Genomic DNA, 13,352 nt, shown 5'->3' on the forward strand with positions numbered 1-13,352 from the left:
TTAGATTTTATTTACAAGAAAAACGGCGATGCGGCGATCACCGGTCATGTAATGGTTGATATTAACAATAATGGCACACTAGAAATTAATGTTGATAAAACCGGAGACATGGCGGTACCAGATATAAACGTCAAATTATATAAATTTGATGGTTCCAATCGTACGTTTTATCGTGAAGTAAAAACGAATGCGAAAGGTTACTATAGCTTTAGTGGTATTGATTTAAATACTGATTATATTGTTGAAATTGAACCCACAAAAGATTTTGGTGTTATTGCTAATGCAGAGGGTAACACAAATATCAATTTAAAACCGATTCACTTTGAAGATGTTGGAAAGACAGTACAAAACCAATATTTCTTATTAGCAGGAAGTTCAAATACTTCACCATCGGCAGGTATAGGTAGTAATCAAGCGATTAATAGTGGTATTGCGGGTAAAACTATTATTGACGGCACATCTCCTGAATTGCCAATTGATAATGTATTGATCGGTCTAATTGATTCAAGCGGAACAGAGATCGCTCGTCAATATACAAATGCTAACGGTGAATATCATTTCTATAACTTACCTTCCGGTAAATATAGTATTAATGTTGTAACCTCGCCAGATAATTATTCATTAGTTAAAAACAGTAAAGGTACCACTCAACCAATTGATACTTTATCTAGTTTAGATTTAACTAATGTGGGCATAAAAGACAATAATTTCTATTACAAACAAGCGAGTGATAAAGGTATCGAAGGTAAAATCTATGTTGATTATGCCGATAATAATACCGATTTAACTCAGTTAAATGCGTTTGCACATTTACTTGATAGCGAAACAGCATTGACTGTTGAGTTACGTGATGGTTTAGATGGTACCGGTAAGCTATTGATGACTCAACAAACCGTGGATGGTGAGTACAAATTTTCTAACTTGATGTTTGGTGATAATGCTAACTATTCCGTGATACTTAAATTAGACACTAATGCCGACTATGCGTTTAAACAAAGCTCAGCCGGTAAAGACGCGAAACATATTATTATTCCGATCGCAAATTTACCAAAAGATGGTTCACAAAATAATAATTATCTATTGGTAGGAAAACAAAAAATCGGTGGTGATGTCTGGATTGATGAAAATGAAAGTGGAGATAGACAGGATAACGAAGGGACTAAGGGCATCAATGTAACCCTTAATTATCAGGCGCGGGGTGTAACGGATTACGTTGAACTTAAAAAGGTTAACACCAATAATTCAGGTTACTATCAGTTTGAAAAATTACCGAAAGGAGGTAACTATCAAATTAAGGTTAGCACACCAGAAGGAACGCAATTAATTGCGAACCGTGTCATCCCTGGAAATAGTGATAGTTATGCGTTTACTTCGTTAACAAAAGACGAGTTAACTAATAGTTCAGCATATAAATATAATAGTGTGATAAAAGGTCATGTGAGTATTGATGTCGATAACAGTCAAACGAACACTGCTGTAGATAGAGATTTAACAGGACTGAAATTAACGCTGAAAAGATCGGATGGCAATCTTACCCGACAAACTATTACTGACAGTAATGGTCATTTTGAAGTGGATAACTTATCATTTGGCGATTGGATTATCACGGCAGACAATTCGCAAAGTGTGGCTGACTGGAGTAGTTACCAATTGAGTTATACCCAAACGGGTAATAAAGCGGTGGCAGCGACGGCAAAAGACTTATCATTAACGGTTAATCTTTCAAAGCAAAATCCAGCGGTGAATGGCGTTGAAGTAGGTTATCACGGCAGTGCGGTTATCAAAGGTTATGTGGTCATCGATGCCGATAACGACGGAAAATACAGCGCAAATGATATTGCCTTTGGCGCATTAAGTACGCCAATTACGCCGAAACTGGTGTTAACATCGGCAAAATCAGGATTTGTGGAGCAGGAGATTAAGGTTGATGATCGAACCGGCCTGTTTGAAGTGTCAGGTTTAAGCCAACATGATTATGTGCTTAAAATTGATGATAACGCAATTGAGCGTTCCGGTTACAGACTGGTGTTCAGTCCGAATTCAAATGCAGCGAGCAATCAGGTGACGTTTAGTGTCAATAGTCCGAAAGATGACCAATTTTCAGCCGGTAACGTTGCCGAGCAACAAGCATTCGGCTTTAAAAGTGAGAATGTGTTAAAAGGGACTATTTATAAAGACTACTCAGGACAAGGAACGCATCAGACTTATCACACCGCCACCTTATCAGGGGTGAAAGTTGTGGCGACAAACAGCCATGGCTTAGCCTTAACGGTCGACAGTGGTAGTTACGGTGAATATGAGATAGCCAATATAGCAGAAGGTCGTTGGACGATACGTGTAGAAGCACCGGCAAATTCAGGTTATGACTTCAGTTATGTAGTACAAAAAGTTGGGGGAACAATCACCGCAATCAATAAAGATAGTGCCGTTGTCAACATTGCGCCAGCATCCTCGGCAAACAAAATCACAAATGTTGATTTTGGTCTGAAAGGTCAGGCAAGCATAAAAGGTCAGGTTGTGATAGACGTGAATGCGGATGATGGCGAGGTGATCAATGCACAGGATATCGGAATTGATACGTTATTTACAGATTACACGGTAGGATTATATGTAGATAATAATCTGGTGAAAGAGGTTAAAGCGGTCAGTACGGGTAGTGCAGAGCACGAGTTAGGCAACTATCAGTTTGACAACTTAGTCTCGGGTGTTGATTATCAGGTGAAAGTAAGTCGTCCGGGCACGGATTATGTTAGCAGCTTTATGTTAAGCGACAGCAGTCACTCGGTAGTAATCAATAAGACTGACAGTGAAATGAGTGAAACTTATCAGTTTACGGGAGCAACAGATAAAGCGACAGGGGTAAGCTTTGCGTGGAAAGGTAGCACCAGTATTAAAGGTAAAATTTACTTAGACAGTGATGATAACGGAGTGTACAACGCCTCCACGGACAGCAGTGTTAATGCGGACTTGACGGTGAAATTGAGTAATATCAAAAATCCGGCATTACAGTTAACACAAACAATTGCAGCGGGAGAGACAGCTTATGAACTAAGCGGCATGATCCCGGGCAAATGGCAAATTGAAGTGGAAGGGGTGCCGAGCACGTTACGAGCAAGCTTTGACCCGGATGATGCGCACCATGACAGCAAAGGTTACTTAACCTTACCGAAAACAGTCAATCAGGCAATCATTGATATCACAGGTAACCTAACCGATCAGGACTTTGGTTATATCCATGGAGGTATTATTGAGGGTAAACTGGTAGAAGATCGTGAAGGTAAAGGTCTGGTCAGTCTGTCAGAATTAACCGGATTATCGGGTGCAGAGGTTTATCTGTTAGACAATAATCAGAAACATATGATGAACAAAGATGGTAAACCACTGTCGTTTATGACAAGCAGTGATGGTAAATTTATATTCCGTAATCTGGTGATAGATCCGAATGTGGTTGATGATTCAAAATATAGTATCCGTTTACTGTTTGGTGAATATCACGACGGCGTGGTTGGCTCAGATAATAGCAATCCATTATATGAAAAAGTGCCATATTTTGAACAATATACTGATAGTAATGGTAAAGTGGTCAAACATGACTTAATTGATATTGCTACACCGCCAGCATCGATTGTTTATAATGGCACAGGTGGTATGCAAACAGTGCCGATTAAGTTAAATGATGGCAGTATCAGCTTTAGTGCAACAAGTAACGATATTATATTGGGTTATCGAGTACATAATGCGGATGTAACCGTAATAAAAACGGCACTGAAGGATAATGTCGTGGTGGGTGATATTGTCCCTTATACCATCAAGGTGATTAACAATTCGTCACACAAATCACGCATTAAAGTAAAAGATATTTTACCGTCAGGATTTAAGTTCGTGAAAGGTTCATCGCGTTTAAATGGCAAAAAAGTGGCGGATCCCAAAGGCACTAAAGCGGTGATGTATGATTCACTGGATTTAACGGCTAACAGTGAAGTGGTGATCAGCTATATGTTAGTTGTGGGCTCGGGCGTTACCCAAGGCGAGTATACCAATACGGCGATGGCACTAAACGCCTTGACGGGTAAAGTGTCGTCGAATATAGCGGAAGCGACGGTAACGGTGACAGCCGATCCACTATTTGACAATGCGTTAATCTTCGGAAAAGTGTTTATCGACCGAAACGGTAATGGCATACAGGATGAAGGTGAAGATGGTCTGGGCGGCGTGAAATTAGTGACCACCCGTGGCGAAATTATCACAACCGATACGCATGGACGTTACCATATAGTTGGTGTATCGGGAGGCCGTTGGGAACGAGGTGCAAACTTCGTTATCAAACTAGACTCACGAAGCTTACCGAAGGAATACAAAGTAAACGGACGTAATCCAAAAGTGGTAAGAGTATCACCGGGGTTACCAAGTAAAGTTGATTTTGGTGTTACGGAGGTAAATCAGTAATTCCCATTAAACATAAAGATAGACAAGTAGGTCTGTTTATTCCTATCCTTTCAGCTCTTTCCCCCGTTTATCGGGGGTTTTTTATATTAAGCATCCTAAATTATTATTTTATATAAATAGATTTTAGTGTTAGAGCACTGAAAATGAGTAGAGTTGTAGAAATATAATTAAAATTGAATGCCGGTTAATAAATTAACATTGTCATATTAATTAGTTAGCATAAATAGAGCAGTATTGATGAATTTAAGCATAACACTGAAAGTGTTTATTATCTTCGTTGAATGAAATCAAAAAATTTTACGAAGCATTGCAGATAGAAAACTCCCAACTAAAATTGGGAGTTGATTCGTTTTATTGTTGATAATTTGATAAAAATTTGGCAAAACGTTCGATAGCGTCTTGTAATTCACCTGTATGTGGAAGTGCAACAATTCTGACATGATCGGGTTTATGCCAGTTGAAACCACTGCCTTGTACTAAAAGAACTTTTTCTTGCAATAGAAAATCTAAAACCAATTTCTGATCATTGTGAATATTAAATTTTTGCTGATCAAGTTTAGGAAATAAGTACAATGCGCCTTGTGGTTTAGTACAACTTACCCCTGGGATATCATTTAACATGCGCCATGCAAGCATACATTGATCATATAAACGACCACCAGGAACAATAAATTCATTAATACTTTGATAACCGCCAAGTGCACCTTGAATGGCATGTTGCAATGGGACATTGGCGCATAATCGCATTGACGCCAACATATTTAGTCCCTCAATGTATCCTTTTACATGTTGTTTAGGACCACAAAGTGCCATCCATCCTTGCCTAAAACCTGCAACACGATAAGTTTTAGATAGTCCGCTCATGGTTACGACAAATAGATCGGGCGCTAAAGCGGCTATTGAATGATGAACAGCATCATCATATAAAATTTTGTCGTAAATTTCGTCAGCAAAAATAATAAGGTTGTTTTGACGCGCAATTTCGGCAATATCAAGTAGAAGCTGTTTACTATAGACGGCACCGGTTGGATTATTAGGATTAATGATCACAATTCCTTTCGTTTTGGGGGTGATCTTTCGTTTAATATCGTCTAAATCGGGCGACCAATTAGCTTCTTCATCGCAAAGGTAATGAACAGCACTACCACCAGATAAACTAATTGCAGCTGTCCATAATGGATAATCTGGCATAGGAACTAAGATTTCATCACCGCTATTGAGCAATGCTTGCATCGATTGTACGATAAGTTCAGAAACACCATTGCCGATAAAAATGTCTTCGACATCTAAACTGGTTATTCCTCTGGCTTGATAGTGTTGCATAATAGCTTTACGTGCAGAGTAAAGTCCTTTTGAATCGGAATATCCTTGTGAAGAAGACAAATTACGGATGACATCAACTAATAATTCATCAGGTGCGGCAAAACCAAAAGGGGCAGGATTTCCAATATTGAGTTTAAGTATAGTTTGACCTTCTTCTTCAAGACGCTTTGCGTGCTCAAGAATTGGTCCACGGATGTCGTAACAGACATGATCCAATTTATTTGATTTTTGGAAATTTTTCATAATGTTGCCCTTTTTAATTATTTTAGTGTTTTTTTATTTTTAACAAAAAAACAATCTACTCCTATTTCGATAATTTTTGAAGATGTTATTATAATCAACCAAGTAAATATCTTTTGATTGTCCAAAATTTGTGCGGAGTATGTGATGAAAACCATTTTAACTGTCATAGGAAAAGACCAGACCGGAATTATTGCTGGTATAAGTCAAAAATTATATGAATTGAATATTAATATTTTAGATGTATCTCAAACTATCATGGGTGAATATTTCACGATGATTATGTTACTCGATTTATCCAAAATCGATGTTTCATTTGATGATGTTAAAAATACTTTAACGCAAACAGGCGAAAATCTTAAAGTTAAAGTAAATATTCAACGCGAAGAGATATTTGATGCAATGCATCGTCTTTAAATTTTATTCAATAATTTTTACTGAAGGATAGTACTAATGGAAACCAAACAGATCCTCGAAACGATTAAAATGATTGAGGAAGAAAAGCTTGATATTCGCACAATAACCATGGGTATTTCTTTGCTTGATTGTATTGATAGCGATGGTGAAAAAGCCCGTCAAAAAATCTATGACAAAATTACTAAATTAGCCAAAAATTTAGTAAAAGTTGGTGATCAAATTACGTCTGAATTTGGTATTCCAATTATTAATAAACGTATCTCTGTTACACCAATATCCTTAATTGCAGGAGCAAGTAATGATAATGATTATGTCGCGTTCGCAAAAACACTTGATCAAGCTGCTAAAGCGGTGGGGGTGAACTTTATTGGTGGATTTTCGGCGTTAGTGCAGAAAGGTTACCATAAAGGTGATGAAATTTTGATTAAATCCATCCCACAAGCTCTTGCCCAAACAGAACGTGTTTGTTCATCGGTTAATGTAGGTTCTACACAAACCGGTATCAACATGGATGCCGTAAAACAGATGGGGCATATTATTAAAGAAGCAGCCGCATTAACGGCGAATAATAGCAGTATGGCTTGTGCAAAATTAGTTGTGTTTGCTAATGCTGTTGAGGATAATCCGTTTATGGCTGGGGCTTTTCATGGTGTAGGCGAAGCAGATTGTGTCATTAATGTGGGTGTCAGTGGACCAGGTGTGGTTAAGCGAGCACTCGAAAAAGTAAAAGGTCAACCTTTTGATGTGGTTGCGGAAACAATCAAAAAAACGGCTTTTAAAATTACGCGTATGGGACAACTTGTTGGTAAAGAGGCTTCGGAGCGTTTAGGCGTTAAATTTGGTATTGTTGATTTATCTTTAGCGCCAACGCCTGCAATAGGTGATTCAGTTGCCCATATTTTGGAAGAAATGGGACTGGAAGTGGTTGGAACCCATGGTACAACGGCTGCGTTGGCGATGCTTAATGATGCTGTCAAAAAAGGTGGGGTCATGGCATGTGGTCATGTGGGTGGTTTAAGTGGGGCATTTATTCCTGTGTCAGAAGATGCTGGGATGATTGATGCGGTAAATAAGGGGGCACTCAATTTAGAAAAATTAGAAGCAATGACCTGTGTTTGTTCGGTCGGGCTTGATATGATTGCTATTCCGGGTGATACACCAGCTGAAACGATATCTGCTATTATTGCAGATGAAGCAGCAATCGGCGTCATCAATCATAAGACCACTGCCGTTCGCATCATTCCTGCGGTTGGTTTAACAGTGGGTGATAATATTGAATTTGGTGGGTTATTGGGTCATGCGCCTGTGATGCCAGTAAATAAATATAGTTCATTTGATTTTATTAATCGTGGTGGACGTATTCCTGCTCCGATTCACTCCTTCAAAAACTAAGCGATTATTTTGTGATGCCTTATATATCAAAAAAGACAAGGTATCACATGACTTTCTGTCTATTGATTTCTACCTGATAATCCAAAATGTGATTTTTTTGTCCTTCATTTTACGGTTATCCCTATAATGAGCAATCACACGGATACTATTTGGTAATAAATTAATTAGTCTCATTTTTCTTACTTATCTAAAATTAATTGATAAAAAATAAAAGGAAACAAAAATGAAAAAAGTTATTGTCAGTTTTATCTCAATATTATTGTTAGGTTGTGGGACTTTAGAAAGTAATTATCAACCTGGCAACTATGGTCCGATGTTAACGGTAATTAATCAAAAATTACCCGCTTATGATTTACCTAAAAAATTAGATTTCCACAATAAAACCTATTATATATATAATCAAAGTCGCGATAGTGGTTCAGGTAATCCTAATGATAAGCGTGCAATTATGTACATGCAAGATCCTAAATCAGCAACCTATTATGAAGATTATTTCATCATTATGGATGATATCGTTGCCAATGCTCAAGATGCTCAAAAACTCTTTAAATTGCAAATCGCAATGCGTTCATCTGATCCGAAAGTCACTCAAGAAGGTAACGTTTCTTATGCCGTAGGAACGGATGAAAAAAATAGTATAGGTTATTTAATCGTCAGTACTTATGATGAATCAACGCATTTGGCTCGTAATCGTTTTTATCTCATTTTACTCAATGAAAAAAATGACCATTTAGTAAAATATATGCAAACCCATACTAAACAAATGGTACAAGAGATATTAAAATTAGGACGTAAATAGTTAATTTATGAGTCTAATACCGATAACCTCAATGACAAGAATAGCAGCGTTAGTTGCGTTAATCCTTATGCACTGCTAGTATTTTAACATTTCGATAAATCAGTGGTAATTATGCATAACACATTTTCTGACAGTTATTTTCAACGTTTTAGTGGCATTGCTCGGTTGTATGGTCAATCCGCATTGTCGTGTTTTGCTCGTGCACATATTTGTGTAATAGGGATTGGCGGTGTTGGTTCTTGGGTTGCTGAATCCCTTGCTCGCAGTGGTATCGGGCAAATTACTTTGATAGATATGGATGATGTCTGTGTGACCAATACCAATCGCCAGATTCATGCTTTAACCTCAAATATAGGTAAAGCTAAAACCGCAGTCATGGCTGAGCGAATATTACAAATAAATCCTGAATGTATTGTTAATCAAATTGATGACTTTATAAATATTGATAATGTTTCAGATTATTTAGGAGCTCAAAACTTGCCTCGTTATGATTATATCATTGATGCTATTGATAGTGTGCGCGATAAAGCGGCAGTGCTTAATTATTGTAGGCGACAAAAATTGAAAGTCATTACTATTGGTGGTGCTGGTGGCCAAAAAGATCCAACACAGATTAAAATTGCTGATTTGGCTAAAACCATTCAAGACCCTTTGGCAGCTAAATTACGAGAAAGATTAAAGAACGATTATAAACTCAATAAAGATAGTAAAGGTAAATATTCGATACCTTGTGTTTACTCAACAGAACAACTGACATATCCGGCGCAAAATGGTCAAATCTGTTTTACGAAAAGTGAAGCGCATGGCACTAAAAAAATGGATTGTGAATCAGGTTTTGGCGCAGTGACGACAGTTACGGCAAGTTTTGGATTTGTTGCTGTTAGTTATGTACTGGACAAATTATCTAAAATTTAAGTGAACTTTCTCTTTCTTAAAAAAATTTTGCATATTTAAAAAAAGCTATTTTACTTGTGTAAAAATAGTTTTTTTTATCAAAAAATCATAAATATTAATTTTTTCCTATCTACTAGGATGAATCTCACTTACCCATTTCCATAACATTTATTTTTCTGCAAGATCTTATTGTATAAAGTAAAAAACTGATTTACGATAACGGCAATTTCGTTTTGTTATTATGCATAGGCATTAAAAAGATTCAAGGAAGACGCCAAACGATTCAGATTTATTTTTTAATTTCAAGGAGTAATCTATGGCAGTAACTAATATGAATGAGTTAAATGAATTAATGGCCCGTGTAAAAAAAGCACAGGAAACTTATTCAACTTATACTCAAGAACAAGTGGATAAAATTTTCACGGAGGCTGCAAAAGCTGCTGCAGCTGCGAGAATTCCACTAGCCCAACAAGCTGTTGCTGAATCGGGTATGGGGATTGTAGAAGATAAAGTGATTAAAAACTTATTTGCTGCAGAATATATTCTAAACAAATATCGTCATGACAAAACTTGTGGCGTAGTGGCAGAAAATGAACCCTTTGGAACTATTACGCTAGCCGAACCTTTAGGGATCATATGTGGAATAGTACCGACGACCAATCCAACTTCCACCGCTATTTTCAAATCCCTTATCAGTCTTAAAACCCGTAATGCAATCGTCTTCTCTCCTCATCCTAGAGCAAAAAAATCAACTATTGAAGCAGCCAGAATTGTTCTAAATGCAGCTATAAAAGCTGGTGCGCCAAAAGATATTATTGGTTGGATTGATGAGCCCTCTATCGAATTATCAAATGCTTTAATGCATCATGATGATGTCGCTGCAATTTTAGCAACCGGTGGCCCAGGTATGGTGAAAGCAGCTTATAGTTCAGGTAAACCTGCATTAGGTGTTGGCGCAGGTAATACGCCTGTCATCATTGACGAAACAGCGGATTTAAAACGAGCAGTGGCTTCCGTTCTGATGTCTAAAACGTTTGATAATGGTATGATTTGTGCTTCTGAACAGGCTATCGTCGTAGTTGATTCTGTTTATGACGAAGTACGTCGCTTGTTAACACAATACGGTGCATACGTTTTAAATGCTAAAGAGACTAAAGCCGTTCAAGGTATCATTTTAAATGACAAGGGTGCTTTAAATGCTAATATCGTTGGTCAACCAGCGACCAAAATTGCTGAATTAGCAGGTTTTAAAGTACCAGCAGGTTCAAAAGTACTGGTAGGTGAAGTGAGCAAAGTTGATCTATCTGAACCGTTTGCGCATGAAAAACTTTCACCGACATTAGCTATGTTTAAAGCTAAAGATTTTACTGAAGCAGTAGAAAAGGCTGAAAAATTAGTTGAAATGGGTGGTATGGGTCATACTTCTGTTCTTTACACCGATCAAGATAGCAATCGTGAACGTATCGATTATTTTGGCAAAAAAATGAAAACTTGCCGTATTTTGATTAACCAACCTGCTGCGCATGGTGGTATTGGCGATTTATATAATTTTGATTTAGCGCCGTCACTAACATTAGGTTGTGGTTCTTGGGGAGGTAACTCGGTATCTGAAAATGTTGGACCGAAACACTTACTTAACAAGAAAACAATCGCTAAGAGAGCAGAAAACATGTTATGGCACAAATTACCAAGTTCTATCTATTTTAAACGTGGCTCACTACCTATTGCTTTAAATGAAGTCGTTGAGCAAGGCGCAAAACGAGTCTTTTTAGTCACCGATAAATTCCTATTTAACAATGGTTATTCAAAACAAATCACCGATCAATTAGAGTCACAAGGTGTTCTTTGTGAAACATTCTTTGATGTTGAAGCAGATCCAACCTTAAGTGTTGTTCGTAAAGGGACTGAATCAATGAGAGCATTCCAGCCAGATACTGTTATTGCTTTAGGCGGTGGTTCACCAATGGATGCTGCAAAAATCATGTGGGTTCTTTATGAACACCCAGAAACTAAATTCGATGAATTAGCATTACGTTTTATGGATATTCGTAAACGTGCTTGTCATTTCCCGAATATGGGCAAAAAAGCAAAATTGATCTGTGTTACCACAACATCAGGAACCGGTTCTGAAGTGACGCCATTCGCAGTTGTGACGGATGATGCAACCGGACAAAAATATCCGTTAGCCGATTATGCTGTTACGCCTCATATGGCAATTGTAGATGCTAACTTAGTGATGAATATGCCACGTTCACTTTGTGCTGCTGGTGGTTACGATGCGGTAACTCATGCTTTAGAAGCTTATGTGTCAGTAATGGCAACAGAGTTTTCTGACGGTCAAGCATTACAAGCTTTAAGTATGCTTAAGTCCTATTTACCGGCAAGCTATAAAGAAGGGGCTAAAAATCCTATCGCTCGAGAAAAAGTACACAGTGCAGCGACATTAGCAGGTGTTGCTTTTGCTCAAGCATTTTTAGGTATTTGTCACTCAATGGCGCATAAAATTGGTGCAGCTTTCCATATCCCACATGGTGTGGCTAATGCAATGCTCATCAGCAATGTTGTCCGTTTTAATGCAACAGATAAGCCAACTAAACAAGGTACATTTAGTCAATATGGTTATCCTCAAGCCATTCGTCGATACGCTGAAATTGCTGATCATTTAGGTTTAACGGCTGCTGTGGATAAAGATGAGAAGAAAGTTGAGAAATTAATTGGTTGGTTAGATCAACTTAGAAAAGATCTTGAAATACCTTTCTCTATAAAAGAGTTTGGTGTGGATGAAAAAACGTTCTTAGCACAAGTTGACCAACTTGCTGTAGATGCATTTGATGACCAATGTACTGGCGCAAATCCTCGTTATCCTTTAATTGCTGAACTAAAACAAATCTTGCTTGATACCTATTATGGTCGTCCATATCAAGATAACGGTGATATCAGTGAGGATGTTGCTGTGCATACAGCGGCTAAAGGTGTAGCTTCTACTACTAAGAAAAAAGCGGTAAAAAAGAAATAATCTAAAAAATTATTTTTGATTAAATAAAACCCTGAAATTGTCTATATTTCGGGGTTTTTTTATGTTTTTGATTTTTTTTTAAGCAAACAAAATAAAATTTGTTTTTTTTGCTTGCAAGCTTAAATGTTCTAGTCCATAATGCGCAGCACTTAGGCCGGCTTAGCTCAGTAGGTAGAGCAACTGACTTGTAATCAGTAGGTCGCCAGTTCGATTCCGGCAGCCGGCACCATTTTCCTAAGTAGACAAATTTAAAAAGATTCGGGGTGGGGTTCCCGAGCGGCCAAAGGGAGCAGACTGTAAATCTGCCGTGTCACACTTCGAAGGTTCGAATCCTTCCCCCACCACCATATATCTAATATTAGCAATAGCTAATTGAAGCATTTAGGTAGCCGAGTTTGAACATGCGGGCATCGTATAATGGCTATTACCTCAGCCTTCCAAGCTGATGATGCGGGTTCGATTCCCGCTGCCCGCTCCAATTGCTGATATAGCTCAGTTGGTAGAGCGCACCCTTGGTAAGGGTGAGGTCGGCAGTTCAAATCTGCCTATCAGCACCATTCTTGTTACTTTCCTAAACTTCTAAAAATATCGAATTTGACTGCTTAAAAGCTTGTCACTGGACGGCTTTATCTGTTATCATTCAGAGCTAATTTTAAGTTAGTATTATGTTGATATAAAATATAATACTTGGTTAATGTGGTGATTCACCACCGATTTGTATTACATTTGAGGGACAATAAATGTCTAAAGAAAAATTTGAACGTACAAAACCCCACGTTAACGTTGGTACAATCGGCCACGTTGACCATGGTAAAACAACTTTAA

At 37.8% G+C, this 13,352-nt stretch carries 8 protein-coding genes and 4 tRNA genes; 11 read left to right on the plus strand and 1 reads right to left on the minus strand.

All coding sequences use genetic code 11. The features are described 5' to 3' along the window. On the plus strand, positions 1–4,446 hold a 4,446-nt coding region (locus J3U36_RS11110), incomplete at its 5' end, for an SdrD B-like domain-containing protein (RefSeq protein WP_267385913.1). Between the two features lie 351 nt (positions 4,447–4,797). On the opposite strand, the gene J3U36_RS11115 is transcribed toward J3U36_RS11110, so the two are convergent. Next, positions 4,798–6,012: a pyridoxal phosphate-dependent aminotransferase gene (locus J3U36_RS11115; protein ID WP_267378937.1), complete on the minus strand. Its 1,215-nt coding sequence runs from the start codon at positions 6,010–6,012 to the stop codon at positions 4,798–4,800. A gap of 144 nt (positions 6,013–6,156) precedes the next feature. On the opposite strand from J3U36_RS11115, the gene J3U36_RS11120 reads away from it, so the two are divergent. The 10 genes from J3U36_RS11120 to J3U36_RS11165 form a co-directional block, all read left to right on the plus strand. Beyond that, positions 6,157–6,426, plus strand: coding sequence for an ACT domain-containing protein (locus J3U36_RS11120; RefSeq protein ID WP_065558707.1), 270 nt, complete (start codon positions 6,157–6,159; stop codon positions 6,424–6,426). Positions 6,427–6,462: 36 nt separating this feature from the next. Further along, positions 6,463–7,818, plus strand: a complete 1,356-nt coding sequence (locus J3U36_RS11125; RefSeq protein WP_267378935.1) for a PFL family protein — start codon at positions 6,463–6,465, stop codon at positions 7,816–7,818. A 223-nt stretch (positions 7,819–8,041) separates the two neighbouring features. After that, on the plus strand, positions 8,042–8,617 hold the full coding sequence (locus J3U36_RS11130; RefSeq protein WP_267378933.1) for a hypothetical protein: 576 nt from the start codon (positions 8,042–8,044) through the stop codon (positions 8,615–8,617). A 111-nt stretch (positions 8,618–8,728) separates the two neighbouring features. Next, entirely contained in the window at positions 8,729–9,532 is an 804-nt protein-coding gene (tcdA, locus tag J3U36_RS11135; protein ID WP_267378929.1) for a tRNA cyclic N6-threonylcarbamoyladenosine(37) synthase TcdA, read from the plus strand. A gap of 295 nt (positions 9,533–9,827) precedes the next feature. Beyond that, positions 9,828–12,527, plus strand: a complete 2,700-nt coding sequence (adhE, locus tag J3U36_RS11140) for a bifunctional acetaldehyde-CoA/alcohol dehydrogenase (RefSeq protein ID WP_267378926.1) — start codon at positions 9,828–9,830, stop codon at positions 12,525–12,527. 153 nt (positions 12,528–12,680) lie between these two features. Continuing rightward, a tRNA-Thr gene (locus J3U36_RS11145) sits at positions 12,681–12,756 on the plus strand. Between the two features lie 33 nt (positions 12,757–12,789). Continuing rightward, positions 12,790–12,874: transfer RNA gene (locus J3U36_RS11150), tRNA-Tyr, on the plus strand. 56 nt (positions 12,875–12,930) lie between these two features. Next, positions 12,931–13,005 (plus strand) — tRNA-Gly (locus J3U36_RS11155). A 3-nt stretch (positions 13,006–13,008) separates the two neighbouring features. Next, positions 13,009–13,084: transfer RNA gene (locus J3U36_RS11160), tRNA-Thr, on the plus strand. Positions 13,085–13,267: 183 nt separating this feature from the next. Next, positions 13,268–13,352: GTP-binding protein (locus tag J3U36_RS11165; RefSeq protein WP_010312103.1), on the plus strand; the 85-nt coding region annotated here is incomplete at its 3' end.

Origin of the sequence: Gilliamella sp. B3817 (assembly GCF_026536705.1) — a bacterium.
GTDB lineage: Bacteria > Pseudomonadota > Gammaproteobacteria > Enterobacterales > Orbaceae > Gilliamella > Gilliamella apicola_I.

Excerpts from the sequence above, each read along its gene's own strand:
- J3U36_RS11130 (WP_267378933.1), top strand. The coding sequence starts at position 8,042 with ATGAAAAAAGTTATTGTCAGTTTTATCTCAATATTATTGTTAGGTTGT.
- adhE (WP_267378926.1), top strand. The coding sequence starts at position 9,828 with ATGGCAGTAACTAATATGAATGAGTTAAATGAATTAATGGCCCGTGTA.
- J3U36_RS11115 (WP_267378937.1), bottom strand. The coding sequence starts at position 6,012 with ATGAAAAATTTCCAAAAATCAAATAAATTGGATCATGTCTGTTACGAC.
- J3U36_RS11125 (WP_267378935.1), top strand. The coding sequence starts at position 6,463 with ATGGAAACCAAACAGATCCTCGAAACGATTAAAATGATTGAGGAAGAA.
- J3U36_RS11120 (WP_065558707.1), top strand. The coding sequence starts at position 6,157 with ATGAAAACCATTTTAACTGTCATAGGAAAAGACCAGACCGGAATTATT.
- tcdA (WP_267378929.1), top strand. The coding sequence starts at position 8,729 with ATGCATAACACATTTTCTGACAGTTATTTTCAACGTTTTAGTGGCATT.